This window comes from Staphylococcus sp. Z5-21 (assembly GCF_056529615.1).
The window spans coordinates 1,996,594-2,020,166 of record NZ_CP096462.1; the positions used below are offsets into that span (position 1 = coordinate 1,996,594).

General features: G+C 30.1%; 39 protein-coding genes and 1 riboswitch. Of the genes, 18 read left to right on the plus strand and 21 right to left on the minus strand.

Features of this window, described 5'->3' with window-relative positions; genetic code table 11:
* Positions 1 to 204 precede the first annotated feature (204 nt).
* From M1D64_RS09905 to M1D64_RS09935, 7 genes are all read right to left on the minus strand, one after another.
* Positions 205 to 1,020, minus strand: a complete 816-nt coding sequence (locus M1D64_RS09905) for a MetQ/NlpA family ABC transporter substrate-binding protein (protein WP_002483842.1) — start codon at positions 1,018 to 1,020, stop codon at positions 205 to 207.
* Between the two features lie 23 nt (positions 1,021 to 1,043).
* Entirely contained in the window at positions 1,044 to 1,739 is a 696-nt protein-coding gene (locus M1D64_RS09910) for a methionine ABC transporter permease (protein WP_037538908.1), read from the minus strand.
* Positions 1,732 to 2,757, minus strand: a complete 1,026-nt coding sequence (locus tag M1D64_RS09915) for a methionine ABC transporter ATP-binding protein (RefSeq protein WP_041079624.1) — start codon at positions 2,755 to 2,757, stop codon at positions 1,732 to 1,734. The genes M1D64_RS09910 and M1D64_RS09915 overlap by 8 nt, the downstream gene beginning before the upstream one ends.
* 89 nt (positions 2,758 to 2,846) lie before the next feature.
* Positions 2,847 to 2,954, minus strand: a riboswitch (SAM riboswitch).
* A gap of 54 nt (positions 2,955 to 3,008) precedes the next feature.
* On the minus strand, positions 3,009 to 3,308 hold the full coding sequence (locus M1D64_RS09920) for a thioredoxin family protein (protein ID WP_037538911.1): 300 nt from the start codon (positions 3,306 to 3,308) through the stop codon (positions 3,009 to 3,011).
* Complete coding sequence (locus M1D64_RS09925) at positions 3,305 to 3,697, minus strand: toprim domain-containing protein (protein ID WP_011303546.1); 393 nt, start codon at positions 3,695 to 3,697, stop codon at positions 3,305 to 3,307. Before M1D64_RS09925 ends, M1D64_RS09920 begins: the two co-directional genes overlap by 4 nt.
* A gap of 265 nt (positions 3,698 to 3,962) precedes the next feature.
* Positions 3,963 to 4,343 (minus strand): glycine cleavage system protein GcvH, encoded by a 381-nt coding sequence (gene gcvH / locus M1D64_RS09930; protein WP_002483847.1) that lies wholly within the window; start codon positions 4,341 to 4,343, stop codon positions 3,963 to 3,965.
* 172 nt (positions 4,344 to 4,515) lie between these two features.
* The gene (locus tag M1D64_RS09935; RefSeq protein ID WP_011303548.1) at positions 4,516 to 4,872 is read right to left on the minus strand and encodes an arsenate reductase family protein; all 357 of its coding nucleotides are present in this window, start codon (positions 4,870 to 4,872) and stop codon (positions 4,516 to 4,518) included.
* A 142-nt stretch (positions 4,873 to 5,014) separates the two neighbouring features.
* Between M1D64_RS09935 and M1D64_RS09940 the strand changes: the two genes are divergently transcribed.
* Positions 5,015 to 5,335 (plus strand): thioredoxin family protein, encoded by a 321-nt coding sequence (locus M1D64_RS09940; protein ID WP_011303549.1) that lies wholly within the window; start codon positions 5,015 to 5,017, stop codon positions 5,333 to 5,335.
* A 99-nt stretch (positions 5,336 to 5,434) separates the two neighbouring features.
* On the opposite strand, the gene M1D64_RS09945 is transcribed toward M1D64_RS09940, so the two are convergent.
* Entirely contained in the window at positions 5,435 to 5,974 is a 540-nt protein-coding gene (locus M1D64_RS09945) for a nitroreductase family protein (protein ID WP_002483850.1), read from the minus strand.
* A gap of 66 nt (positions 5,975 to 6,040) precedes the next feature.
* The gene (aroD, locus tag M1D64_RS09950; RefSeq protein ID WP_041079626.1) at positions 6,041 to 6,760 is read right to left on the minus strand and encodes a type I 3-dehydroquinate dehydratase; all 720 of its coding nucleotides are present in this window, start codon (positions 6,758 to 6,760) and stop codon (positions 6,041 to 6,043) included.
* 158 nt (positions 6,761 to 6,918) lie between these two features.
* On the opposite strand from aroD, the gene M1D64_RS09955 reads away from it, so the two are divergent.
* The 5 genes from M1D64_RS09955 (at position 6,919) to M1D64_RS09975 (ending at position 11,108) form a co-directional block, all read left to right on the plus strand.
* Positions 6,919 to 7,344, plus strand: a complete 426-nt coding sequence (locus tag M1D64_RS09955; RefSeq protein WP_011303551.1) for an organic hydroperoxide resistance protein — start codon at positions 6,919 to 6,921, stop codon at positions 7,342 to 7,344.
* Between the two features lie 476 nt (positions 7,345 to 7,820).
* Entirely contained in the window at positions 7,821 to 8,357 is a 537-nt protein-coding gene (locus tag M1D64_RS09960; RefSeq protein WP_041079628.1) for a GNAT family N-acetyltransferase, read from the plus strand.
* A gap of 231 nt (positions 8,358 to 8,588) precedes the next feature.
* Entirely contained in the window at positions 8,589 to 8,855 is a 267-nt protein-coding gene (locus M1D64_RS09965; protein WP_041079630.1) for a hypothetical protein, read from the plus strand.
* 182 nt (positions 8,856 to 9,037) lie between these two features.
* The gene (locus tag M1D64_RS09970) at positions 9,038 to 10,333 is read left to right on the plus strand and encodes a CitMHS family transporter (RefSeq protein WP_480977477.1); all 1,296 of its coding nucleotides are present in this window, start codon (positions 9,038 to 9,040) and stop codon (positions 10,331 to 10,333) included.
* A gap of 538 nt (positions 10,334 to 10,871) precedes the next feature.
* A complete protein-coding gene (locus M1D64_RS09975) occupies positions 10,872 to 11,108 on the plus strand; it encodes a hypothetical protein (protein WP_011303554.1) in 237 nt (78 codons plus the stop codon).
* 12 nt (positions 11,109 to 11,120) lie between these two features.
* Here M1D64_RS09975 and M1D64_RS09980 read toward each other — a convergent pair whose 3' ends face one another.
* The 3 genes from M1D64_RS09980 to M1D64_RS09990 all read right to left on the minus strand — a co-directional run bounded on the left by M1D64_RS09980 (position 11,121) and on the right by M1D64_RS09990 (position 12,476).
* Positions 11,121 to 11,336 carry a YozE family protein gene (locus M1D64_RS09980; RefSeq protein WP_037538918.1) on the minus strand — a complete coding sequence of 72 codons (216 nt, stop codon included), beginning with the start codon at positions 11,334 to 11,336 and terminating at the stop codon, positions 11,121 to 11,123.
* 367 nt (positions 11,337 to 11,703) lie between these two features.
* Complete coding sequence (locus tag M1D64_RS09985) at positions 11,704 to 11,910, minus strand: TM2 domain-containing protein (RefSeq protein WP_002483856.1); 207 nt, start codon at positions 11,908 to 11,910, stop codon at positions 11,704 to 11,706.
* A gap of 68 nt (positions 11,911 to 11,978) precedes the next feature.
* On the minus strand, positions 11,979 to 12,476 hold the full coding sequence (locus tag M1D64_RS09990; protein WP_041079634.1) for a hypothetical protein: 498 nt from the start codon (positions 12,474 to 12,476) through the stop codon (positions 11,979 to 11,981).
* Positions 12,477 to 12,731: 255 nt separating this feature from the next.
* Between M1D64_RS09990 and tsaT the strand changes: the two genes are divergently transcribed.
* The 6 genes from tsaT to M1D64_RS10020 all read left to right on the plus strand — a co-directional run bounded on the left by tsaT (position 12,732) and on the right by M1D64_RS10020 (position 15,825).
* Entirely contained in the window at positions 12,732 to 12,914 is a 183-nt protein-coding gene (gene tsaT / locus M1D64_RS09995) for a type II toxin-antitoxin system toxin TsaT (RefSeq protein ID WP_011303557.1), read from the plus strand.
* Positions 12,915 to 13,489: 575 nt separating this feature from the next.
* Positions 13,490 to 13,738 (plus strand): hypothetical protein, encoded by a 249-nt coding sequence (locus M1D64_RS10000; protein ID WP_041079636.1) that lies wholly within the window; start codon positions 13,490 to 13,492, stop codon positions 13,736 to 13,738.
* A 121-nt stretch (positions 13,739 to 13,859) separates the two neighbouring features.
* Positions 13,860 to 13,994 (plus strand): hypothetical protein, encoded by a 135-nt coding sequence (locus tag M1D64_RS10005; RefSeq protein ID WP_011303560.1) that lies wholly within the window; start codon positions 13,860 to 13,862, stop codon positions 13,992 to 13,994.
* Positions 13,995 to 14,110: 116 nt separating this feature from the next.
* Positions 14,111 to 15,076 (plus strand): arsenic resistance protein, encoded by a 966-nt coding sequence (locus tag M1D64_RS10010; RefSeq protein ID WP_041079638.1) that lies wholly within the window; start codon positions 14,111 to 14,113, stop codon positions 15,074 to 15,076.
* 195 nt (positions 15,077 to 15,271) lie between these two features.
* Entirely contained in the window at positions 15,272 to 15,415 is a 144-nt protein-coding gene (locus M1D64_RS10015) for a hypothetical protein (protein ID WP_002483862.1), read from the plus strand.
* Positions 15,416 to 15,648: 233 nt separating this feature from the next.
* Positions 15,649 to 15,825 (plus strand): hypothetical protein, encoded by a 177-nt coding sequence (locus M1D64_RS10020; protein WP_162835591.1) that lies wholly within the window; start codon positions 15,649 to 15,651, stop codon positions 15,823 to 15,825.
* A gap of 76 nt (positions 15,826 to 15,901) precedes the next feature.
* Here M1D64_RS10020 and M1D64_RS10025 read toward each other — a convergent pair whose 3' ends face one another.
* Complete coding sequence (locus tag M1D64_RS10025; protein ID WP_011303563.1) at positions 15,902 to 16,132, minus strand: hypothetical protein; 231 nt, start codon at positions 16,130 to 16,132, stop codon at positions 15,902 to 15,904.
* A 408-nt stretch (positions 16,133 to 16,540) separates the two neighbouring features.
* On the opposite strand from M1D64_RS10025, the gene vraX reads away from it, so the two are divergent.
* On the plus strand, positions 16,541 to 16,705 hold the full coding sequence (gene vraX, locus M1D64_RS10030; protein WP_002483865.1) for a C1q-binding complement inhibitor VraX: 165 nt from the start codon (positions 16,541 to 16,543) through the stop codon (positions 16,703 to 16,705).
* A gap of 227 nt (positions 16,706 to 16,932) precedes the next feature.
* Here vraX and M1D64_RS10035 read toward each other — a convergent pair whose 3' ends face one another.
* Entirely contained in the window at positions 16,933 to 17,373 is a 441-nt protein-coding gene (locus M1D64_RS10035; protein ID WP_041079640.1) for a GNAT family N-acetyltransferase, read from the minus strand.
* Between the two features lie 80 nt (positions 17,374 to 17,453).
* On the minus strand, positions 17,454 to 17,840 hold the full coding sequence (locus M1D64_RS10040; RefSeq protein WP_069825756.1) for a VOC family protein: 387 nt from the start codon (positions 17,838 to 17,840) through the stop codon (positions 17,454 to 17,456).
* A gap of 213 nt (positions 17,841 to 18,053) precedes the next feature.
* On the opposite strand from M1D64_RS10040, the gene M1D64_RS10045 reads away from it, so the two are divergent.
* A complete protein-coding gene (locus M1D64_RS10045; RefSeq protein ID WP_011303566.1) occupies positions 18,054 to 18,254 on the plus strand; it encodes a helix-turn-helix domain-containing protein in 201 nt (66 codons plus the stop codon).
* Positions 18,255 to 18,324: 70 nt separating this feature from the next.
* Here the strand turns inward: M1D64_RS10045 and M1D64_RS10050 are convergent, their stop codons facing one another.
* Both M1D64_RS10050 and M1D64_RS10055 read right to left on the minus strand, forming a co-directional pair.
* Positions 18,325 to 18,507 carry a hypothetical protein gene (locus M1D64_RS10050; protein ID WP_041079644.1) on the minus strand — a complete coding sequence of 61 codons (183 nt, stop codon included), beginning with the start codon at positions 18,505 to 18,507 and terminating at the stop codon, positions 18,325 to 18,327.
* Between the two features lie 107 nt (positions 18,508 to 18,614).
* Positions 18,615 to 19,430, minus strand: coding sequence for an alpha/beta hydrolase (locus tag M1D64_RS10055; protein ID WP_011303567.1), 816 nt, complete (start codon positions 19,428 to 19,430; stop codon positions 18,615 to 18,617).
* A 153-nt stretch (positions 19,431 to 19,583) separates the two neighbouring features.
* Here M1D64_RS10055 and M1D64_RS10060 point away from each other — a divergent pair, with 153 nt between their 5' ends.
* Both M1D64_RS10060 and M1D64_RS10065 read left to right on the plus strand, forming a co-directional pair.
* The gene (locus tag M1D64_RS10060; RefSeq protein WP_041079646.1) at positions 19,584 to 20,081 is read left to right on the plus strand and encodes a MepB family protein; all 498 of its coding nucleotides are present in this window, start codon (positions 19,584 to 19,586) and stop codon (positions 20,079 to 20,081) included.
* A 103-nt stretch (positions 20,082 to 20,184) separates the two neighbouring features.
* Positions 20,185 to 20,457, plus strand: coding sequence for a hypothetical protein (locus M1D64_RS10065; protein WP_041079648.1), 273 nt, complete (start codon positions 20,185 to 20,187; stop codon positions 20,455 to 20,457).
* Positions 20,458 to 20,704: 247 nt separating this feature from the next.
* On the opposite strand, the gene M1D64_RS10070 is transcribed toward M1D64_RS10065, so the two are convergent.
* Together M1D64_RS10070 and M1D64_RS10075 are read right to left on the minus strand one after the other, a co-directional pair.
* On the minus strand, positions 20,705 to 20,917 hold the full coding sequence (locus tag M1D64_RS10070; protein WP_037538931.1) for a helix-turn-helix domain-containing protein: 213 nt from the start codon (positions 20,915 to 20,917) through the stop codon (positions 20,705 to 20,707).
* 11 nt (positions 20,918 to 20,928) lie between these two features.
* Positions 20,929 to 21,570, minus strand: a complete 642-nt coding sequence (locus M1D64_RS10075) for a DUF2975 domain-containing protein (protein WP_100217403.1) — start codon at positions 21,568 to 21,570, stop codon at positions 20,929 to 20,931.
* A 191-nt stretch (positions 21,571 to 21,761) separates the two neighbouring features.
* Between M1D64_RS10075 and M1D64_RS10080 the strand changes: the two genes are divergently transcribed.
* Together M1D64_RS10080 and M1D64_RS10085 are read left to right on the plus strand one after the other, a co-directional pair.
* Positions 21,762 to 21,989 (plus strand): CsbD family protein, encoded by a 228-nt coding sequence (locus M1D64_RS10080; protein WP_115340666.1) that lies wholly within the window; start codon positions 21,762 to 21,764, stop codon positions 21,987 to 21,989.
* Between the two features lie 231 nt (positions 21,990 to 22,220).
* Positions 22,221 to 22,391: a hypothetical protein gene (locus tag M1D64_RS10085; protein WP_002483874.1), complete on the plus strand. Its 171-nt coding sequence runs from the start codon at positions 22,221 to 22,223 to the stop codon at positions 22,389 to 22,391.
* Positions 22,392 to 22,735: 344 nt separating this feature from the next.
* On the opposite strand, the gene M1D64_RS10090 is transcribed toward M1D64_RS10085, so the two are convergent.
* Together M1D64_RS10090 and M1D64_RS10095 are read right to left on the minus strand one after the other, a co-directional pair.
* The gene (locus M1D64_RS10090) at positions 22,736 to 23,200 is read right to left on the minus strand and encodes an alpha/beta fold hydrolase (protein ID WP_198065266.1); all 465 of its coding nucleotides are present in this window, start codon (positions 23,198 to 23,200) and stop codon (positions 22,736 to 22,738) included.
* 32 nt (positions 23,201 to 23,232) lie between these two features.
* Positions 23,233 to 23,553 carry an alpha/beta fold hydrolase gene (locus tag M1D64_RS10095; protein ID WP_198065267.1) on the minus strand — a complete coding sequence of 107 codons (321 nt, stop codon included), beginning with the start codon at positions 23,551 to 23,553 and terminating at the stop codon, positions 23,233 to 23,235.
* Positions 23,554 to 23,573: the final 20 nt, after the last annotated feature.

Below are 23,573 nucleotides of genomic sequence, written 5' to 3' on the forward strand. Positions count from 1 at the left end.
AACAAACTATAGCGCGTTTAGTAATAATAACGAAAAACAAACGTATAGTAACTATACTTCTTTTACATGTGTAACGTAAAAAATAACTATCACTCGTCTTTTACTTTGTAGTTTTAGTTTTAAATAATGCCGTTTCACAATATTCCAAACATAAAAACAACCCTCTAACTATTTGAGTTAAAGGGTTTGTTAATATATTCAATATTATTTTGCTGGTACAACTGCACCATCGTAATGATCGTTGATGTAATCTTTAATTTCTTTAGATTGTAATACATCCATTAAAGCTTTGATTTTTTTATCGTTTTTATGTCCATCTTTAACTGCAATTAGGTTTGCATATGGATTATCTTTCGCTTTTTCTAAGACAATAGAATCATCTTTAGGGCTTAATTTTTGATCAATAGCAAAGTTAGAGTTAATGATGACGGCATCCGCATCTTCATTTTGATAAATTTTTGGTAAATATTCTGCTGATTGTTTGTTGTTAAATTTGATATCTTTTTTATTTTCTACAATATCATCAAATTTAGCATCTTCAATTTTAACACCTTTTTTAATTTTAATAAGTCCAGCGTCTTGGAAGAATTTTAAGAAACGACCTTCTTCAGCAGGATTATTTGAAACATAGACAGTAGCACCTTTAGGTAAATCTTTTAAACTTTTATATTTTTTAGAATATACGGCCATAGGTTCTAAATGAACATTACCTGCAGATTCAATCTTATAGCCTTTATCTTTTTTCTCAGTGTTTAAGTAAGGTGTATGTTGGAAGAAATTTGCGTCAATTTCTCCTTTATCTAATAATTTATTAGGTGTTGTATAATCATTGATTGTTTTAATCTTTAAATCATAACCTTTATCTTTTAATAACGGTTTTGCTTTTTCAAGAATTTCAGCGTGTGGCGCTGGTGAAGCACCGACAGTAATCGTCTTATCTTTACCGCCACCACCATTACCACATGCTGCTAGAACAAGTGCAAGCACAACGACCGAAGCTAAACTTAATAACTTTTTCATATAAAAATCTCCCCTTTATGAATTTATCTTTTATCAATTTTATTTGTTGCCCAATCACCAATAAATTGAATAATGAACACAATAATAAGTATTAAAATAGTTGAAACAAATATGACATCATTTTGATTACGTGTGAATCCTGTTAAATAAGCTAAGTTACCTAAACCACCTGCACCGATGACACCTGCAACTGCTGTAGAACCAACTAATGCGATGGCTGTCACTGTGATGCCAGATACTAATGCTGGCATTGCTTCTGGTAAAAGTACTTTTCTCACTACAGTCCAAGTACTCGCTCCCATTGACCAAGCCGCTTCGATTACACCTTTATCAATTTCTTTAAATGCGATTTCCACTAATCTTGCATAGAATGGTGCTGCACTGATGATTAATGCTGGCAATGCACCTGTAGGACCACTGATTGTGCCTAATACTAAACTTGTAAATGGAATTAACAATAAGATTAAAATGATAAACGGAATCGCTCTGAATAAATTCACAATGAATGAAACAATGCTATAAAATACTCTAGCGACTGGCGACTTACTTTTAGCTGATAAAAAGAGCAAGACACCTAAAATAATTCCTAAAACAAATGCAAATATTGTTGCTATTACCGTCATATAGATGGTTTCATATGTTGCAACCCAAACTTCTTCCCAGCTTACGTTTGGCATTGTAAACATTTCTCGGAGGATATCGCTTAATGAATTACCCATGTCTAACCACCTCCACAGATACATGTTGTGCCTCTAAATCATTCTTGAATTTTTCAAATTTTTCTGAATTTGCAACGGCAAATTGTATGATTAAAAATCCGATAGAACCGTCTTTTGTATGTTTAATATTAGCTTCCAAAATATTGACATCTAAATTGTGTGTCTTCGTTATGTATGACACTAATGGTTCCGTTGCGTTGTTCCCAGTAAAATTCAAACGCACAACGTAATCATTTTCATTAAGTGACACGAGTTCACTAATTGATTCGTCGAAGTCATCATTTAAGTCATCCTTCACAAAGCGTTTTGTCACATCGTGTTGTGGATTTTCGAATACACTTGAAACTTTGCCTTGTTCTATCACTTTACCATTTTCCATTACTGCAACTTCATCGCAAATACGTCTAATGACATGCATTTCATGTGTAATAATAACGATGGTTAAGTTTCTTTCTTCTTTTATTTTCAATAATAGTTCTAATATTTCATCTGTTGTCTGTGGATCTAATGCACTTGTCGCTTCATCACATAATAATACAGATGGTTCGTTAGCTAATGCTCTCGCAATACCCACACGTTGTTTTTGCCCACCTGATAATTCTGAAGGATAAGCATCTTCTCTCCCTTTCAATCCGACCAATTCCACTAACTCAAGCGCACGTTGCTTGGCTTCTTGTCGTGAAATCCCTGCGATTTCTAATGGGAATGTAATATTGTTTAATACAGTACGTGACCATAATAAATTGAAATGTTGAAAAATCATACTCACTTTTTGACGTTTTTTTCTTAAGTCCGATTTTGATAGCTTACCTATAGTGTCACCATCTATAATAACGTCTCCTGATGTTGGTTGCTCAAGATGATTTAAAAGTCTTATTAATGTACTTTTCCCCGCACCTGAAAAACCAACAACACCAAAAATTGAGCCTGATTGAATACTTAAATCAACATGATCTACAGCAAGTACGTCCTGTTTTTTCGTTTTGTACCTTTTGACTATTTGATTTAACTCAATCATTCTGTTGCCTCCTCGTATTGCTTTGTTTCAATTAAATAAAAAATGCTTTCCCTATGTTCATTGAAGAATAGAGAAAGCAACGTTTGCTTCTCTCATCTTCTAAAGTTTCTATGAACTTTATGTGAATTGGCACCATTTCTGTTACAGACGGTTGCCGGGCTTCAAAGGGCACATCCCTCCACCTCTCGTGATAAGAGTTTCGTTATTTAATTATTTTTAATCCTACCATCGCACTAATGATTCGTCAATAATTATTTTAAATTTTCTAACAAATTAGGGACGGATTGAAATGCGTAAATTCTTTTTTGCTCTTCACCTTTTGACATCAACATCAACACAGGTACAGATTGTATTTCATGTTCCTGACTAAAATCTGGATGAAAATTCAAATCGATTTTAGTAATTGGTAATTTTAATATTTCATTAGCAATGTCTAACATTCTTTCAGAAACTTTACAGGTACCACATGTCGGTGTGTATCCAAATATAAGATATTTTTCCTGATTTATATGTTCATCTATATTGACGCGTTGTTGATTTGTTAACTTCATGTTAATAAACTTACCCTTTCAGCTATATAATCCAATTTCGCTTTAGCTACTTTTTCTTCATCCTTTACCGTAAACCCATGCTTTTCAAGCACTCTGGATAAATATCGTTTAGGACAACGTGCAACCTCACAATATTGTTTATCTATTCTTATATGTCTACTTTCACTTAAATATCGTTTAAACCATTTTCGAATTTTTTCACCTTCATCATCGGCATCGACAAGTATATACACTTGTTTATCGTATAATGTATCAATCATTTCATCAATTTTATCGACACCCATCGTACCATTAGTACAAATAATATCGATTGGTTGATCGATTACTTGTTTTACCCGCTTTTTGTCTGACTTTCCTTCTACAATAATTACTTGGTTTAGTATCGCCATGACATCCACCCTCTAAATGTTGATAGTAAATTTCTCTATTTAGTTCTTCACAATACTGAGTGACCATAAACATCCTTTACAGTTTTCTAATTTCATCTTATTATGGCAATCCATTTTTGTCAGCTAAATACACTTACCTACAACAAATGACAACGTCTGCATTTACAAAGTCTTAACAATTTTTTGATTAGTCTCATTTGAATATAGATAAAAAAAGGTAAAATAAAAACTCCAAGATAGTTATATCATGGAGTTCTATGTAATATTATTCACCAATCATTTCAGAATATTGTTCTGCTGACATTAATTCATCTAATTGACTTTCGTCACTTAATTCAACTTTTACCATCCAAGCTTTTTCGTAAGGTGATTCATTTACGAATTCTGGACTGTCTTCTAGTTCTTCATTAGATTCTAAAACTTTACCTGATACTGGCGCATAAAGTTCTGAAACTGTTTTTACGGACTCAACACTACCAAACGTGTCGCCTTCATTAATTTCATCATCAACTTCTGGTAATTCAACGAATACGATATCGCCAAGTTCACCTTGTGCATATTCAGTGATACCAATTGTTACTGTATTACCTTCAACTTTTACCCACTCATGTTCTTTAGAATATTTTAATTCACTCGGTACTGCCACGAGAATCCCCTCCTAAATGTTTTTACATATTAATGATGCCATATGAATAGCATACAATCAACTATTTAATGGCATCTTTAAATTATTATAATGTTTTCGAAAAACACCGGTAAAGCGTTTTCATTATTTTGTCAAAATAATAGTCCAACGTAATTTAATCGCCTTTATTATTTTATGACAACCAAGTTGCTTTATATTCGTCTTCTTTAAATCCAACAGTTACTTTGTCACCTGAAATCGCTAGCGGTCTTTTAACCAACATGCCATTGGCAGATAATAAATCTAACTTTTCATCATCTGTTAAATCTTTAAGTTTATCTTTTAAACCTAATTCACGATATTTAGCGCCATGCGTATTGAACAATTTATTAATATCGATATCAGTTACTTCTAGTATTTCTTTAAACTCATTTTTAGTTGGTGTATGCTGTACGATATCTATGGGTTCAAAACTCACACCGTAATCTTGTAAAAATTTAGCTGCTTTTTTACAAGTTGTACAATTAGGATACTGGTAAAATTTTATCATGATTCTGTACCTCCTATAACTAGTTATCACTAATATATCAAATTTGTTACAAAAACGCTCTAATTAATAAGCTGATTTTTTTTATAACATACAATCGTCCGTTATAATGGTATTACTAATATCAAAAAAAGGAGCAAAATCAATGAAACCTATTAACACAAATGATGCATTTAAAGAAACAATTCAAAGCGATAATCCAGTGATTGTAAAATTCGAAGCTGGTTGGTGCCCTGATTGTAAAGCAATGGATATGTGGATTGATCCAATTCAAGAAAAATACAATGATTATGGTTGGTTCACTGTTAACCGTGATGAATTAGAAGATGTTGCAGCAGAAAATGACGTTATGGGCATCCCTAGTTTACTCGTATTCAAAAATGGTGAAAAATTAGCACACCTACATTCTGCTAATGCGAAATCACCAGATCAAGTTGAATCATTTTTAGAAGAAACGTTTAAATAATCACTTAATTTTTAAACAATAAAAGGAAGCTGAAACATCTTTAGTTATGTTTCAGCTTCCTTTTTAATATGATGCAATGCATCACAGTACTTATAGCAATTAAAATTTTTCTATTATTTCATTAAAGTGACGCTCTCTATGAGGTAACTCGTCTTCTAAATCTGTTAAATATAACAACCCCACTAATTTTTCATCATCTTTAACCCCAAAGAGTTCTCTAATTTCTGGTGTAAAAATATATGCAGGTGATTTCCAACATGTACCTATACCTGCTTCGTGTAATAAGAGCATTAAATTTTGAGCAAATGCACCAAAAGCCATATGATTTTCCAAGTTTTCTTTTTGTCTAGGATCTTCTTTGACAATTAAAGCAAGCATACCACCTAAATGTGTGGCTACTTCATAATGGTTTTGCTGTTTTTTCTGTAAATTAGGAAATGCTATTTCTGATAATTGTTTACTCATATCTCCTAATCTATCTTTTGCAATATGAACTACTCTCCAAGGTTCTCTTAGACCATGGTTAGGCGCATCTGTAGCCTGTTTGATTGCTTTGTATAAAGCGTCGTCATCTATAGTCATATCTCTTTTAAAAATTTTAACACTTCTACGATTCGCAATTGCTTCTTGTAGTTCCATTATATATCGCCCTTTCGTCAATGATAACTATTTTCAATTATAAGACAGGTACAATATATTTTCAAATTACTCGTACATACTAAGTTGCTTTTTTAACGTGGAAACATGTATTTGTCCCGGCGCTTTGGGTGTGTCTAAACAGCCATATGAAATCGACCCTCCAAATACACCCTGTGCTGTTCTTGATATTAAACCAATCTTAGACATGGCAATGCCCACTACATGTTGCGTAACAACATCTGCAGTATCAGACATTGCATTCAATAGGTTTAGTACATCCTGTTTACCATGAGGCATCACAGCAACTTTTATATAATCCGAATCAAGCTGCTGCATTTTATAAAATAAATGCTTTAACGCTTCAAGCTTTGGTGTTTCCTTAAAATTATGGTGAGACAGTACGACTTGAACTTGATTTTTATGAGCTAGTTCAATCAGTTCTTGTAAAATATTGAGTGATCTAGTTTGATCAAATTCTATATCTAACATATCTATATTTTGGCAATTAGAAATTTTCCTTAGAATTTGTATATAGTCATCCTCCCCAAAATCACCTAAACCACCTTGATTTGAAGTTCGATACGTCACTAATAGCTTTTTATTTAGTTTTAAACTTTGAAGATCTTCAACAACTTTTTCGATAGCAATTTCGTTTAGATTTGTCCATTGATCGATTCGTAATTCAATAATATCAATTGAATCTTGAAACTGTATTAAATCATCTATCGTTGATTGTGAGAGTTCTTGTTCTGGTGCAATGGTTACAGCAACTTTTACTTCAGTCATTTAAAAACGCCCTCTTTTTAATAATATTTATAATTGTATAACAACTTCGAAAAAAATTACAAATAATCCTTAAATTATATTTTCTTGATATCTTAGAATGATTTAAATTTTATTTGTTGGGTAAAGAATAAATATGAAAATTTTAGGAGGTAATAAGTATGGCAGTAAATTATGAAACAAAAGCGACAAATACAGGTGGACGTAATGGACACGTTCAAACTGATGATAAAGCAATTGATGTAGCGATTGTACCACCAGCTCAAGCCGATGCTGAAAAAGGTACGAACCCAGAGCAATTGTTCGCAGCAGGTTACGCTTCATGCTTTAATGGTGCTTTCGATTTAATCTTAAAACAAAATAAAGTAAGAGGCGCTGAGCCAGAAGTTACTTTGACTGTTCGTTTAGAAGATGATCCAGAAGCAGAGAGCCCTAAATTAAGTGTTTCTATTGATGCAAAAGTTAAAAACGTATTATCTCAAGAAGAAGCAGAGAAATATTTACAAGATGCGCATGAGTTTTGTCCTTATTCAAAAGCGACACGTGGTAATATAGAAGTTGACTTAAATGTAGCAGTTGTAGATTAATATTAATATGTAATTCCCCCGAAATTCTAAATTGAATTTCGGGGGTTTTCTTTGCTATTCAGTTCTTGTTGCTTGTTCTTGAAGTCTCATGTTTTAAATACTTTTAATTGTCTTTATATTGGTTATACAGACATACAATTAATATTGAAAAAGAAATAAGAATAAGCACGATTAAAGAAACTATGATTGTTACTAAAGCCCCCATAATTTATGCCTCCGCTTTCATTTATATAACTCACCATATTATAGCATAATTATCCTATTTAATTTCGTTACTTAAAAATTATATTAAGGAATGGTTTAAACTTTATAAAAATATATTTTTTTATAACTTGAACTCTAAATTTATACATATCTTTACAAAAAATTAAATATAGTATTGCTCAAATAAATTTTTTCCTTTAGTATTATATATAAATCGCTTAACTACAGTACTTATACTTAATAATTTAGTTTTCTGGATAAGGAGGGAATAAATGACTCATATTCGTTATTTAACAATTGAAGATCTTCCTATATATCACGCGCTTTTACTACAAGGTATTGATAAGAAACTTGAGGTTATGGCATGGAAACTGCAAAATAAAAAATGTCTTGAAGAGGCAAATATTTCTAGAATCCTATCACCGGAGACTACGGACTACAATATTATCGGTGCATTTGATGGTGAGGAATTAATTGGTGCTGTCACATTAATTCATACAAATCGATATAGTATAGCGCATAAAGCTACATTGGAAAACATGTGTGTAAAAGGTGAAAATCACAACGCACGAGCATCTATATCAAACTTGTTAATGCGTAAAGTCTTCGAAATATGTAATGAAAAACAAATTGAGATTTTAATGACTTCTCTTGTTTCAAATAATATTAGTGGCAAAGTATTTTTCAGCAATCTCAATTTTGAGACACTGGTTTTGGAACAACACGCTAGAAAATATGAAGACTATTACGTAGATGAACATTGGCTCATTTACTACTTTAACAAGCAAGATATCGAGTTATTCGAATAAATCATACCGTTGATACCTATTAATTAAAATACGCCATATATTGGTGAATAAAGCGTTTGTATTAATGATTGACTGTGTTTCATTTAACATGAATATATCATTCTACCTCTTAATATTTTAAAATAACCTGCAATCCTACGCATAAGCAAATATTATTTTTAAGTAAGTACAAAACAGTTTTAATTTTTTTAAATTGATATCATTTTAAAATACAAGAGAGGACTGAATACTTTGAAATATGCTACAACCTTATTGTCACTATTCTTGTCGTTAATTACGTTAGCAACACCTTTACTTGCAATTGGAAAAGTTTTAGAAGGTAACCTACCTATTTTAACAGGTGGCTTATTTATCTTAGGTGTCTTATTAATTAACATTTACGCTTGTCTACGTGGCGATCGTATTGCGAACATTTTTGCAATGTGCGTATCTATTTTTTCATTTATTTTATTAAGTTATCCAATATGGACAGCTTATATTTCTGGATTTATAGCTTAATCTCTTACATATCAATTCAATATAATATTTAAACCTCTATAATTCTAAAGTTATTTAGTTAATTATAGAGGCTTTTTTATTTTCAAATTATATGCCCTATTAATTAATATAAAGTTTTTTCATATTTTAATTTTACAAATCTTCTGAAAGCGCTATAATATAAAAAATAGGGGGGATTACAAATGAATTTAGCTATATTAGGTTTTATCATGATTATTATATTCATGGTATTAATTATGACACGTAAAATGTCAGCCTTAACTGCGTTAATTGTTATACCAACAATTTTTGCATTGATTGGTGGTTTTTATGCAGGTCTCGGTAAATTTATGCTAGATGGTATTGAAACCGTTGCACCAACAGGAATTATGCTTACTTTCGCAATACTCTATTTTGGTGTGATGATTGACGCGGGATTATTCGAACCTGTCATTAATCAAATTATAAAAGTCGTTAAAGGGGACCCAGTTAAAATCACTTTTGGTACTGTTATCTTAGCATCAATGGTAGCATTAGATGGCGATGGGACAACGACTTTCATTATCACTGTTACTGCAATGATGCCACTTTATAAAAAAATCGGCATGAGTTTATATACACTATCGACGCTGGCACTACTATCCATAGGTGTTATGAATATGTTACCTTGGGGTGGCCCGACGGCACGAGCAATTTCTTCACTGCAAGTCACTACTGAAGAAGTATTCGTACCAATTATTCCTGCTATGATTGCCGGAATTGTTTTTGCTTTTGGCGTTGCATACATATTAGGTAAACGTGCCAAAAAACATATCACATCTTATACAGATATTGACTTAGATGATATTAAACCTACAGATACAAAAGAAGAATCATTACTTAAAAGACCTAAAATGCTTATACCAAATGCCTTGCTTACCATTTCGTTGATCATATGTTTGGTCATTAGTATCATGCCTATTCCAGTTATGTTTATGCTTTGGTTTGGCGTTGCAATTTTACTCAATTATCCAAATCTCAGTATTCAAAATTCAGTTGTAAAAAAACACGCTGGCGATGTACTATCCGTTATTAGTTTAGTATTTGCCTCTGGTATCTTTACTGGTGTAATGAATGGTACTAAGATGGTCAATGAAATGGCTAACGCCTTGGTACACATTATTCCTGATGCAATGGGCAACCATTTTGCTTTAATCACTGCGATACTTAGTGGCCCATTCACCTACTTTATGGCAAATGATCCATTTTATTATGGTGTATTACCAATACTTGCTGAATCAGCGCAACAATTTGGTATCTCTAAAGTTGACATGGCAAGAGCTTCGGTATTAGGACAACCGCTTCATGTATTAAGTCCACTATATGCTGCAGGTTACTTACTTGTCGGTATGTTAGATATTGAATACGGACAAAACCAAAGAATCGTCATAAAATGGGCTATTGGTTCCAGTTTATTTATGATTATTGTAGCCTGTGTCCTCGGTATTATACCTTGGTAAAGCATACACAGTAGCAAAAAAATAGATTTTAAATACCTACGACTATTATGATAGCGTAGGTTAGGATATAGACAAATCTACCACATTAATTTGTGGAAGATTTGTCTATTTTTTATATTTATTCATATATGTAGATCGTGCAGGACATATTTTTCCTATTGCATTGGCAGTCATTTGACCCAATTTCCATGGAAACAGCGCTAGCCGAAATCTACAAACTAAGACAGTGATTGCGTAAAGAGTGCGTAAAAACTGCCAACAAAGCCAAGACTTTGCCGACAGTTTGAATTACAACTATTAAGATGTCGAAATTTTTCGGGTCATTTTTTTATAATAAGTTCACAAAATGAGTTATATTTAAGCTTATATTTCTTTAAACCGCAACAGCACTATTCTATAAAATACTTTCAAATTTATATATGCTTTATGAATGATTCAAAAAATGACATAATAATAATTTATTTTTTGAATATCGTTTCATTTTCAACATACATGGGTAAAAGTTAACGTCGGATTTACAATATTAAGGAGTGTTTTTATGAATCAACTTAATGAATGTAATTACGTTAATCCATCTAAAGTTTCACTTGATTGGGAATGCTTTGTTGTAAGTAAAAGTGATATGGAACTAGATGGTTTACCTAAGGAACTCATTAACTCATGGATGGCTCAAAATATAATTGAACCTTTCTCGATCAGAAATAACGAAATAAATTTTAAAACTCAAGACATTAGAGACGCTTTGAGAAAACAAAATTGGTATTACGATAAGTAAACTTCTTTTTAATTATCTAAGTTCAATATTATTAAGGTATAAACTCAATGCTCTTTTTGCGGATGCTAATACTTCGTGATCAAAATAATGACTATAAAAATACGAGTTTAACTTAATAGAACTTGTTTCATATCTAGGGAAATTTTTATCTCTCATGATATTATGTGCAAGTTGCCCTAACGGTGTATCGTCTTCAATAAAACCAATTACAAAATCATAAAATGTCATAAGCGTTACCTCGACCATCTTTATTTTATTCGTTACACTGTTAATCTTTTTCAAATCTTTATTTAATCATAACAAATAATAACTATTTGTCTATTACGATACATTTTAAAATTTAAAAGTTTTTTAATTGTTTACTGTCGCCACAAGATTTAATTAAGAATTGTAAATTTTATAAAGTTTTTTTAATTATATGTTAATCTCTAACAATATATTTTAAAGCTGAGTGAAATATGCGTATCAGCCCACTTTTTATTGTCATATATTAATATATTAACAAAACAAACCCTACGCATTCATATGCGTAGGGTTTACTTGTATCCAAAAACTAAATTTCATTTCGTTTTACTCAGCCTAAATTGTATTGGTTTTAGACTAAGACATTACCGTTTTGATCTGCTGGTTTGAATAATGTTAAAATTGCGCCAATAATCGCTAAAATTTGTGGAATCCCTGTCCAACAAAATACTAGGAAAAGAATACCCATACCTGTTTTTCTTGCGTAAAATTTGTGAATACCAAAACTACCCAAGAAAACGGCTAAAACAATGTAAATTACTTTATTTACTTCATTCATCGTTCTATCTCCTATCTTCATTATATTACTCATATTATACATTAATCAGCTACTTAATTTAAAGTATATTACTTTTCACTATATCGTAACTCAAAGAATCTTTTTTCTAATCTCAAAATTTCTGTATAATTATCTGGCATGATTTCTTCACTTAATTCTATTAACTTATCTAAGATAAAATCCATTAATCTGGCATTATCTTTTGAATGTTCAAAATGTATTTTCACTTGTTCAATCATTGTATTTTCTACTAAAAGTACAAGTGCACGTCCATATGCTTTATCTACCTTCCCTCTTTGAAAAGCAGGTTCTAAATAATTCAGAATTTCATCTACCTTTTCAAACTCACTAAAGCCAGTCTTAATATGTTTGTTTAGCTTATTTGCAATATCCTTAATTCGTTCATCTTCTTGATTATTATCAGGCATTAATGAATTTCTTACCTCAACTTTTTGTTGTACAATTTCAGATTCAACTTTTTCGAATGATTCTTGATATTCATCAATATTTTTGGATTGTAGTGATTCGATGCTTTGTATCAATTGTTTTAAATTATTATCTTCCATTGAATTCGATATCCCCCTATAAAAGCTTGTCACAGTTTTAAATTACCTATTTTCCCTTTTTTCAAACTTCACTATAATTTGTATTATTGCTGCTTACACTTAAATATAAAACAGTAATTTCAATATTTTCCCTATTGCTGTTTGTTAATTAGTGATAAGATGATAAGGCTATGAGATATAACAAAACTTGTTCAATGATTTAATTTTATTGAACTCACTATAAACATTTAAACATATTAAAGGAGGTGTAGTGATTTGAATCTACATTTCATGATTGTTTTTTGGCTATCTCTTGTCTTTTTAATTTGTGGTATCGTTTCACTTATCACATACAAATTAAGAGGTTCTGAACAAGCAAAAGAATCATTACTAGGCGTTACAGTAATGTTGCTTATTTTTGGTGTTGTAGGTATCCTATTTGCACTCATATTTAGTTAAATATTGTACCAAAGAATCTCTAATTTAATACGGATGCGCCCTTCAAAGTAGACATTTACTAAATGAAAACGACTTTGCAGGGCTTTTTTATAATCTAGCATAGTTAAATTATTTAAAAATATACTTTCTATAGCATGACTTTTGCTAGTTTAACTTAAGCATCCAGCTATAATTCATACGTTCATCCTATATTTTAATCTTTAATCAGTTAAAAAAGTGTAAATTAACAAAATCACTATTGCTAAAATAAAAAAGTAAACAAAGCGTTTAACTGCTCGCACCCTCTCATGTTGAACCTCATCTTTTGAGTGATTAGTATTTTCATGCAACCTGGTATTAATAAATAAGAATGGCATCGTTGCTAAAAATGCAAAAATGAGGCTAAGTATTACAATAATAAGAAAATTCATAACATCACCTCTAATGATTTTTATTTTCACTATGTTATTCCCTTAAAAATTCAATTTAACTGCGCTATTGTAAATCTCTTGAAATTGTATATTCATTGATACATTTAGTTTATAATATAATCAATACAATTTAACCATTTAGATTCACCTTAGGGAGTGTTATTTATGAAATTAACTTATTTACCTGAATGGCAGCTAATCAATCAAAGTAAACAAGCATTTGCTATTCAAGAAGATGAAAATTCAATTTCCTTAGTCAGTCCAATTAACGACTATGCTATGGGCATTTTAAGCCAAGTATTTTTTACTATTAAAAATGACGAAGTTACTGATACGTCAGTTGAAAACAATAGTCAATCCCTTGTTGCCGAAGTCAAAAAAGCCAATAAACAAATTGTTATTAAGGATATTTAAACGCCTTTATAATTACTAAAAACGGGTATATATTTAATAATCGTTATAACTTTATAGTTGTGGTACCTCATGTCATGAAACAGTGCGTAACTCAGTTTAATAAGATAGGTGTGTGATGGGAATGAAATTATTCAAAAATCTATTACTATTGCTAACTGGTGTACTTGTCGTTCGCGCTTTATTATTGAGTGTCGACAATTCAAATGAAGATAAAATTGAAAATAAAGTAAATGTGCAAGCGGAACAAAAATCATAACCTGTAACACTAAATAAACCTCATTCTTTCGTTCAATCAACTTTAGAATTGTGAGGTTTATTTTAATCTATGTCCATTCATATTTTCAATCATATATACAGTAAAGTGAGGTTACTATGCAACATTTCAAAACAAAAATTGAACACTTTCAAATCTATATTTATTTTTCTGCAATAATACTTGGCATACTGATAGGGACCAATTTCCCAGGTATATCTGGCATTTTAGAAACTTTTGTAGCTATATGTATCGCAATACTTATGTTTAGTATGTTTTCACAGATCCCCTTTTTCGAATTACAAAAGCGTGTCCTAAACTTAAAATTTGTGACAGCACTTATCATTGCTAATTTTGTCATTCTACCTATTTTCGTTTACTTTTTAATTTCTATTTTCAATATAAGCTCATCTGCAATATTAATTGGGCTATTTCTAGTACTATTAACACCATGTATTGATTACGTCATTGTTTTCACTGCTTTAGGTAAAGGCAACGCTCAATATATGCTTATCTCAACACCCATTTTATTTGTTTTACAAATTTTATTATTACCACTGTATTTAACAATGTTTTTAGATAAATCTATACTTACAATAATTGATATAGAGCCGTTTATACATTCTTTTTTCACATTTATAATTATTCCATTACTACTCGTATTGACTTTACAATTATTGAGTAAAAAATATTATGTGATGTCACAGACTTTAAAGGCCACTTCTTGGCTACCTGAACTCTTTATGTCACTGGTATTATTTACCGTGGTAGGTTCACAAATTAATAAAATCGCTAATGACTTATCGGTTGTTGTCAAAGTAGCGCCTATATATATTATCTTTATGCTAATCGCTCCTTTTATCGGATATTTCACGGGTAAACTTTTCCATTTAAAACCATCCATTTTACGGACATTAGCCTTTAGTACAAGCACTAGAAATGCCTTAGTCGTACTTCCCCTAGCATTATCATTACCAGATCAGTGGGTTACAATAACCACAACAGTGATCATCACACAGACTTTAATTGAATTGATAGGTGAACTTTTTTATATAAAAATGATACCTTCGCTGATTAAATCGTAATACATTGATTCCTGCTTATTCTCTTAGCACCAAAATTAAAATAAAGCGTATATTTTTTTATTATTATATAATTTAACATGATACAACTAAATTATTTGGTATAATTGATATGAATCGTAAAATGTTACTTTATAATATAAAATGACATATAAGCGCTATGTTTTTCATTTTCAAATACTTAAATTAACTTAGGAGATGAGCATGATGAAAAAAATTATTTTAGTATTATTGGGGATTGTTAGTCTGAGTTTTTTGATTAAGCCACTATTAAACATTGTCATTGATGACGAATTAGAAGAAGATGTCGTTGATGAAGATAGAACAACGAGTCAGTTTTAATACATTTTCACTTAGTATATACATACCAAAAGACAAGACATCCGTTGAAGCCTTGTCTTTTTAATGAGAACTTGTTTATATCGTCGCCATAACAATATCGAAGTAATGATCCACGTCACTGTTCTCATTTGATAATTCAATTTATTTCTTTTTATACGCTAATGATTTAAAATAATCATATATTTACTTTTTACACTTATGTGACCTCGCAAATTTTACCCTGAGGTGATGATATGAAAACTTTAAGAAAAATAAACGAAAATAACTTCATTATTTATCATATACAGACAGATTTAGGACTTATCATTAAAGTAAAAACAGATGCTAGCTTATCCCAATATCAAACAAATAACCTATTACAAAGCGTATCTAAAGAAATGGACGATAAACTTAGACAAAATGTTGAATGACTTCGATAATGATATAAAGCAGCAATGCTAAAATATACTTTTTAAAGTTATTTTAGTGTTGCTGCTTAGTTTTTTATTAATTTATTATGACAATAATAAATCCTATAAATAATACAAACGTTGATAATCTTGGTTTACTTTTCCCTAACAATCCACTAAGTAAGACCAGAGACAAACCTACTATTAATAATTGATTATTAAATGTTGTGATACCTAAAGCATCTCCGACCATCATAACGACACCATAAATAATAATCATACCGATGAATATACTGCAAATAAGCGAAAATATATTTAATAATTTCATATGTTACATCCCTTTTTAAAATTAAAACACGCCACTTCGAAAAGTGGCGTCAACCTCGAAAATATAATCGGCACTAGAGTTTGGAGGACTTCTTGTGCTTAGTTATATATACCCACTTTTATTAAATAAAAACACAAATAACTAATAATATCAAAATAACTACAATTTATTTTTTGCTACTTTGAAAACATTTAACTTTCAATACTTAATAATGGCAGTTGATAATAAATTAATTTTAATAAAATCAATCATACTGTTGGAAAACAATTTAATAAAAAGTTATCCTATAGATAAAGCATTAATAAAAAAACAGATTAATTATCTAGTTGAATTTAGTATTAGATATCATACATTTCGATAAATTATGGATATTTGCATTGAAATGTTTTTATAAAAAAGGGTGATGGAATGGAAGTATTACGTAAAGTTTATAAGGATGGCGAACCTGTTTATCATGTCAAAACAGATAAAGGCTTAGTTATTAGAATCAAAGGATCTGATGATTTAACAGATTCAGAAACCGAGGAACTACTATTACTCGTTTCGCAAGATGTTGACAAAATGAAAAAATAATCGCAAAACAATTAACATTTCAATGTTGTCACCAACCTCAAAATCAAGGGGCTTCAATTTTAATTCAATATAGAACACTGCGTCTATTTAATCCAATTAATTATTAGCGCCAACTAGAAAATGATTTTTCTTAGTTGGCGTTTTGTTTTGTAGATTATATGATTATAATAAAAATTCAAAGTAGATTTTTAAATATAACGATTATTACATCACTACCCATATTATATTTAAATTTGTGTACGCATTTTAAACGCAATATGTGGTATACCATCTTCCATATATGTATCCGAAACACTGTGAAAACCAAATGATTCATAAAATGGCTTTAAATGTGCTTGCCCTGAAATTTTTATTGTCGTGTTTTGATACAATTCATTTATTTTATTGATTGTCTCATTGATTATTTTGCGTCCATAGCCTTGATTTCTATAATTTTCGGAAACCAAAACTCTTCCAAAACTTACATGCTGTTCAAACGTTATAATTCTTGTATAAGCCACAATGTCATTCTCGTTGCTCAATATGACATGAATTGCATCTAGATCATAATCATCAACCTCTTGATATATACATTTTTGTTCTACGACAAACACGCGAATCCGAGCTTGATAAATTTGTATAAGTTCTTGACTAGTTACATCCCTCGTATGTTTTATATTTAATTCCATTATTTACCTCCCAAAAGCACACGTACACAAACCATAACCTTAGTAATTATTTATAGCAGTAATGTATCACTTATTTATATTTATTGCTCAACGATTTGAATCAAATTACCACATGTATCATCAAAAATAGCATATCTTATACCTTCAACTTCTTTTGGTTCAGTGTGAAATGTAATACCTTTATCAATCAATGCTTGATGTTCACCATCCAAGTTATCCACGCCGAACATTGTGACAGGAATCCCTGCCGCATATAGTCCTTCTTGATAGTCTTTAGATATAGGACTGACATTAGGCTCTAATACGATTTCAACGGGGTTAGTCGAATCTTTTTCTGTAACTGTTACCCATCTAAAACCACCGCCAATTTCAATATTATGTTTTGTCTTAAGCCCTAGTTTTTCAGTATAAAATTGTTGCGCCTTGTCTTGATCATCTACAAAATTGCTTGTCGCTATAATTCTCATTTATTTTCTCCTTATCTATGAAATCATTTTTACATCAAATATATGGTTTACATCTAAAATAACAACTTTTTGTTTGTATACACAATAAAATCAAAAAAACATTATATGATACGGTGGGATTTTTCAATAAAATATAAGTTTGTATTACAGAAATATATATACTACAATGGCACATGGATGTTGATTATCTATTTCTTTTAGGAGTGACTCGTTATGAAAAACCTTATGGAATTGCGCGAAAAATCTAATTTAAGTATTTCAAAACTAGCAATTAATTTAAACGCGAACTATAATACAGATATTAGAATTTGCCAAATTTGGGACTGGGAAAATGGCTATCGCAATGTTTCAAATAAAAACGCATCAATTTTAGCTGATTACTTTAATGTTTCTGAAAAAGAATTCATGCATTAATTTTAAGGGAACTTAATTATTTATATATTTAAGTGGGAAACGCATGTCCGTTCCCCACTTTTTATTATGCTTAATTTTTAAAGATAACTGTTATGATATAGTCTATACCTTCAACACTGTTCGTGACAGATGGTGTCACACTTACTAATTCCCAGTGTTGCTTATCATTGACGTATTGTAAAAATTCATTGACACGTTTATCAAAATCACTAAAACTTTCTTCATATTCCATATGCAATGTTTTTATTTCCATATTAATCACTCCTCTATTTTATTTATTATAAATTCTTCATTTTTCTAAAACAAATCAAACAAAATCACATCAGTTTTATTTAATTCAATTGTTGTAACCTTACTTTTTTAATTTTTATTTAATTCATTTTCAAGCCATTCAACGATTTCTTCAAAAATAAATTTATTTTGAGATTTTTCATTAAATATTTCATGTTGTAAGCGATCGTAGATATGTAATGACTTATGTACTGAACCTATTTCTTGAAAAAATTGTATAGAATCTTGATAACTTACTAAACCATCTTCTTTTCCATGTAAAATTAATACATTATCTGTAAAATTTTGAGCATGCGCTTTTAGGTATTCAATACCATCCATTAATGAAAAGATAAGCCCCATTGAAATTTGCTTCGCATTTAAGTCATCAAGTTCATATTTTTCCATTACTTCTTTTTCTGAACATACCCCTTCACCTAAACTATTTTCTAAATAAGTGTCCGGTGAGATGTTTTTATCAGGATTACCAAAAAGTTCATTATTATAACGTGTTAACGCACCTGAAGTTATCACGCCATCTACTTTATTTGGATGTTGTGTTCCATATAACGCAACGGTATAACCGCCCATACTATGTCCAATTAGATATACTTTACCGTCCATATGTGTCTTAACATCATTTGTGACCGCTTCTAAATCTTCAACAATTTCATCACTATTGCTGTAAAATGTTTGTTTTCCTTCTGAACGCCCGTGCCCTCTTTGATCATATCTTATGACATTAAAACCATTGTCATTTAAATAGCCTGTAATCTCATCATAGCGATCTAAATGTTCTGCTACTCCATGCACGATAATAATATTTGCTTTTGCTTCTTGAACATCATTCACTTTCATATAGAGTTTCGTATTATCTTTAGACTTCACATATTTAATATAATTCATATTAATCACTCCATTTTATTGAAATTATTCATACGTTACTTATTACCCTTTTTTCAAATAATTCATACGTTAAACATATATAGCATTTACTTATATATCATCTATTTGAATGCTATACTTATTTATACAAAATACATATTCCAAAGGATAACCATGTATAAATCAATCACATTAGTGCGTACATTATTTAATTCATTAAATATAAGTGCTTTAGATCACTTAACATACGAAACCTATAATGCAGAATACGAAAGCTATTGTTTTCAAATTAATCATTGTAGCTATAGACACAGATTAGCTAAAAAAACACCAACAAAATCTGGTTACTTTGTTGTTTTCTGGACTAAAGACTACGATAACAACAATAGGCCATTTACATATCAAGAAGCTAAAGATATCTTAATCATTACGGTGCTTGATCATACACACAAAGGTCTCTTTATTATCCCCAAATCTGAATTACTTGCACAACGCTTACTATATTCGGAAAATAATAAAGGGAAAATGGCAATGCGCGTTTACCCACCTTGGGAGGTCAATTTAAACCCATCAGCTCAAAAATCTCAAAAATGGCAAACGCAATATTTCATTGATCTAACACACACCACTGACTTACATTTACTGAAAAAGTTAATGACTGTTGAAGATTAATTCTTTAATGAATCACTCTTGCAATGGAAATCGTTAAAATATCATAGTTCTCCCAACTTTTTAATATCGGTTAATGATATGCTTAAATAGGAGCGTGATATAGATGTCAAAATATATATTGTCTTATAATTTAAATTCCATTTCATACGGTTATGAAAAATTACCGTCTCAATTAAATAATTTAGGAAGTGCTTTATTTATATACAGAGGCTTATGGCTTTTAAAAAATAATTTAGACAAAACTACAATTTGTGAAAGCATCAAAACTTACTTTACTTCTACCGATGATTTTCTAATATTTGAAATTGAACAAAGTCCATTAGGTACGTTAAGTGAACAAAAGTATAACGAAATTCTGCAACTACTTGATGAGTAAAATAAAAAAGATTCCATATTAATGGAATCTTTCAGACTGTCGATAAAGTCTCCGACTTTGTTGTCAGTTTTTTTATGCACGCTTTCCGCGGGCACTGCCTTAGCCTGTAGTCTTCGGCTAGTGCTATTCCCGCAGGAGTCGGCATAAATCACTGCCAATATTACAAAAAAATATAATATATAAATTAAACACATAGTGGTGTTTATTATGTTGCATAAATCATATAAACTTGACGAAGATAAATATTCTATATGTCATTATCATCTACATATTCAATAATGTCTGCTGGCTGACAATCAAGCGCTTTACAAATAGCATCTAGCGTTGAAAATCTAATTGCCTTAACCTTTCCAGTTTTTAGATTGGATAAATTTGCAATAGTTATATCTATTTCATTTGCAAGTTCACTAAGTTTAACTTTTCTATCTGCTAATATCCTATCTAACCTAATAATTATCATAAAATGATCTCCTAAATCGTACTATCGTATTCATCTTGTAAAAACATTCCATATTTGAAAACTCTACCTATTATCCAAATAATGATTCCTGCAAATATAAATGCAAAATTAAAACTAAATATAAAATCTGACAATGATTCAACTTCATTATCCATTAAAGATAGTAGTTTACTATTACCGCTAACAATACTATACGATACGTAATAACGAGCCAATCCCAAAATAGCATTATAAATACCGATAACAATAAAGCAGTAAGCTATTTTTTCAATTAAATTTGCATTCTTTAAAGTAAATATTCTTTTTTGACTAATATTTTTCAACCATTTCCTCAAAAAGTAAATTCCAATTATATAAATACAAATTAAACCAATTAATAACGCTAATAAGATAATCACTGAGGGTTTATAAAAAGTGACATCATTTAAATCATGCTTAGAAACTACATTGCTTGAAACATTAAAAGCATCATATAAACTATCTTGATTTTCATTTATTATATCATTTATAAATGACGTTGGAATAATAATTATAACTATTATACTAATTAACAAAGGTAATATACTTAATGATGTTACAACTAATGCAATAGTCACAATAATTATCAAAAGCTTTAGCAACAAGTTGAAAGATTTACTATTAAACGTATTCATGCTTAAAACCCCTTTATTTAAGATTAAACTCATTATAACAACTATTTATCAATTATCAATACTTTTTTATCGAAAAGCGATAAATAAATGTACAACATGCCATCAAAATAGATTTTAATTGCGTTAAATTTTATTATTTTGTATATTATAAGTATAAGAATTTTTAAAAATATATTTTTGAGGTGAATAACTTGGCAGATGAAAGTAAATTTGAACAAGTTAAAGGTAACGTAAAAGAGACAGCAGGCAATGTTATGGATAACAAAGATTTGGAACAAGAAGGTAAAGAAGATAAAGCTTCTGGCAAAGCAAAAGAAGTAACTGAAAATACAAAAGATAAAGTTAATGATTTTATAGACAAATTAAAAAATAATATTGTGTCTACAGCTATTTGTAGCTATCCTATATCGGCAAAGTAATCATCTTTGTCGATATTTTTGAATCAATATACTACAAAGGACACGCTAAAATAGATAAAACTAAATATTGCCCACTTTTTAGTTGCAAATAAGTTTATATATAGTACAATTGAACAAATCTTATCATTTCTATATGTCATATAGTTAATGATGACTAACACAAATATTGTATCATTGTAGTTTCATAGCACTAGCTTCAATTTTACAAAATGCAATTTTAAGGGGATTTCTATGAAAATTATTAACTATGAAATTGGCGCTATCGACATAAGATATACAGTTGAAACAATTAAAGGTCATATATTTACACATTCATTTCCGAAAGACACGCCATCTAACAATGTAGAACGTTATTTAAAGCTACTATCTACCAATGTTGATGAACGAAAAGCAGAGATCTAGATAGCGGAAAGCTCTATTCGGATTAAAATATATATTTATACTAGGGATAGTTGTGTTATAAAACCATACTAATGACCATAAGCAAAAGGGACACAAAACCAAATCAAATTTCAATAAGTTCAAAATATAAAAAGAGAGTTCGTCCATTATAATTGGAGGAACTCTCTCTTTTTTAAACTGTTGTAGATTGAATATCTTTATTTATCTATTGTCGCCTTAATAATATAGTGGTTCAAAATGTTATCAATATATCCTTTTTCGCTTGTCATTCAATATTAAAGTAAATACTTAGGTGATTTTGAATAAGTATATAAACAAAATCATATTAAATGCTATTTTCAAAATTAATTAGCATTATCTAAAAAGAAGTCTGAAATTAAATTTAAAAATTGCTTTGGCGATTCTAAGTTAGCTAAATGTGCTGTATTAGGCATTGTAATCTTTTTTACATATGGTATTTCTTTAATCATTACCTCCGAAATATCATGAAAATCTTCAACATCATACTCACCATTAATAATTAATACAGGAATTCGTATATTTTTTAACTGTAAAATATGATCTTCGTTTTTTATTTCCTCACAGGAATTTTTTGCTTCAGGTTTAATTAAAAATTTCAACTGCATATCAACCACTAATTGTTTTACATCTGCGTTGATAAGTTCTGCATCCCTATTTCTTGGTATCCAAGTTTTATAGTTTAACTTTGCTGTTTCTTCAATTTTTCCTTCTTGTAATAATCGTTCTTTATCTTCCTCATATTTTTGGAGAAAAGATGAACCTTTCCATCCACCTAAAGCTGGTGACAATAATGCTAAGCTCAGACACTTTTCCGGATTTTCTAAATAAAATCAATAGCTAATTTTCCACTAAATGAAGCAGCTAAAATATGAGTTGTTTTGATGTCCAAATGTGTCAGTAGTTCATTAATAATATTACTATGAGCATAATTCCCTTCAGTAAAATCACTAAAGCCAAAGCCAGGAAGATCAAATCTAACTACTCGATATTTTTCTGATAGTAAATGGAATTCTTTATCCCACATGCGCGAATCTGCAATTCCAGCATGCAGTAATAATATATTTTCACCATGACCTTTCGATTCAAAATAAATATTAGCTCCCGCAGCTTTAAAAAACCCTTTACATTCATGTGTACTCATAGTATACGAACCCCCTGTTG

Coding starts and splice junctions, on each gene's coding strand:
- M1D64_RS09905 (WP_002483842.1), bottom strand. CDS start 1,020: ATGAAAAAGTTATTAAGTTTAGCTTCGGTCGTTGTGCTTGCACTTGTT.
- M1D64_RS09910 (WP_037538908.1), bottom strand. CDS start 1,739: ATGGGTAATTCATTAAGCGATATCCTCCGAGAAATGTTTACAATGCCA.
- M1D64_RS09915 (WP_041079624.1), bottom strand. CDS start 2,757: ATGATTGAGTTAAATCAAATAGTCAAAAGGTACAAAACGAAAAAACAG.
- M1D64_RS09920 (WP_037538911.1), bottom strand. CDS start 3,308: ATGAAGTTAACAAATCAACAACGCGTCAATATAGATGAACATATAAAT.
- M1D64_RS09925 (WP_011303546.1), bottom strand. CDS start 3,697: ATGGCGATACTAAACCAAGTAATTATTGTAGAAGGAAAGTCAGACAAA.
- M1D64_RS09935 (WP_011303548.1), bottom strand. CDS start 4,872: ATGATAAAATTTTACCAGTATCCTAATTGTACAACTTGTAAAAAAGCA.
- M1D64_RS09940 (WP_011303549.1), top strand. CDS start 5,015: ATGAAACCTATTAACACAAATGATGCATTTAAAGAAACAATTCAAAGC.
- M1D64_RS09945 (WP_002483850.1), bottom strand. CDS start 5,974: ATGGAACTACAAGAAGCAATTGCGAATCGTAGAAGTGTTAAAATTTTT.
- aroD (WP_041079626.1), bottom strand. CDS start 6,760: ATGACTGAAGTAAAAGTTGCTGTAACCATTGCACCAGAACAAGAACTC.
- M1D64_RS09955 (WP_011303551.1), top strand. CDS start 6,919: ATGGCAGTAAATTATGAAACAAAAGCGACAAATACAGGTGGACGTAAT.
- M1D64_RS09960 (WP_041079628.1), top strand. CDS start 7,821: ATGACTCATATTCGTTATTTAACAATTGAAGATCTTCCTATATATCAC.
- M1D64_RS09970 (WP_480977477.1), top strand. CDS start 9,038: ATGAATTTAGCTATATTAGGTTTTATCATGATTATTATATTCATGGTA.
- M1D64_RS09975 (WP_011303554.1), top strand. CDS start 10,872: ATGAATCAACTTAATGAATGTAATTACGTTAATCCATCTAAAGTTTCA.
- M1D64_RS09980 (WP_037538918.1), bottom strand. CDS start 11,336: ATGACATTTTATGATTTTGTAATTGGTTTTATTGAAGACGATACACCG.
- M1D64_RS09985 (WP_002483856.1), bottom strand. CDS start 11,910: ATGAATGAAGTAAATAAAGTAATTTACATTGTTTTAGCCGTTTTCTTG.
- M1D64_RS09990 (WP_041079634.1), bottom strand. CDS start 12,476: ATGGAAGATAATAATTTAAAACAATTGATACAAAGCATCGAATCACTA.
- M1D64_RS10000 (WP_041079636.1), top strand. CDS start 13,490: ATGAAATTAACTTATTTACCTGAATGGCAGCTAATCAATCAAAGTAAA.
- M1D64_RS10005 (WP_011303560.1), top strand. CDS start 13,860: ATGAAATTATTCAAAAATCTATTACTATTGCTAACTGGTGTACTTGTC.
- M1D64_RS10010 (WP_041079638.1), top strand. CDS start 14,111: ATGCAACATTTCAAAACAAAAATTGAACACTTTCAAATCTATATTTAT.
- M1D64_RS10015 (WP_002483862.1), top strand. CDS start 15,272: ATGAGCATGATGAAAAAAATTATTTTAGTATTATTGGGGATTGTTAGT.
- M1D64_RS10020 (WP_162835591.1), top strand. CDS start 15,649: ATGAAAACTTTAAGAAAAATAAACGAAAATAACTTCATTATTTATCAT.
- M1D64_RS10025 (WP_011303563.1), bottom strand. CDS start 16,132: ATGAAATTATTAAATATATTTTCGCTTATTTGCAGTATATTCATCGGT.
- vraX (WP_002483865.1), top strand. CDS start 16,541: ATGGAAGTATTACGTAAAGTTTATAAGGATGGCGAACCTGTTTATCAT.
- M1D64_RS10035 (WP_041079640.1), bottom strand. CDS start 17,373: ATGGAATTAAATATAAAACATACGAGGGATGTAACTAGTCAAGAACTT.
- M1D64_RS10040 (WP_069825756.1), bottom strand. CDS start 17,840: ATGAGAATTATAGCGACAAGCAATTTTGTAGATGATCAAGACAAGGCG.
- M1D64_RS10045 (WP_011303566.1), top strand. CDS start 18,054: ATGAAAAACCTTATGGAATTGCGCGAAAAATCTAATTTAAGTATTTCA.
- M1D64_RS10050 (WP_041079644.1), bottom strand. CDS start 18,507: ATGGAAATAAAAACATTGCATATGGAATATGAAGAAAGTTTTAGTGAT.
- M1D64_RS10055 (WP_011303567.1), bottom strand. CDS start 19,430: ATGAATTATATTAAATATGTGAAGTCTAAAGATAATACGAAACTCTAT.
- M1D64_RS10060 (WP_041079646.1), top strand. CDS start 19,584: ATGTATAAATCAATCACATTAGTGCGTACATTATTTAATTCATTAAAT.
- M1D64_RS10065 (WP_041079648.1), top strand. CDS start 20,185: ATGTCAAAATATATATTGTCTTATAATTTAAATTCCATTTCATACGGT.
- M1D64_RS10070 (WP_037538931.1), bottom strand. CDS start 20,917: ATGATAATTATTAGGTTAGATAGGATATTAGCAGATAGAAAAGTTAAA.
- M1D64_RS10075 (WP_100217403.1), bottom strand. CDS start 21,570: ATGAATACGTTTAATAGTAAATCTTTCAACTTGTTGCTAAAGCTTTTG.
- M1D64_RS10085 (WP_002483874.1), top strand. CDS start 22,221: ATGAAAATTATTAACTATGAAATTGGCGCTATCGACATAAGATATACA.
- M1D64_RS10095 (WP_198065267.1), bottom strand. CDS start 23,553: ATGAGTACACATGAATGTAAAGGGTTTTTTAAAGCTGCGGGAGCTAAT.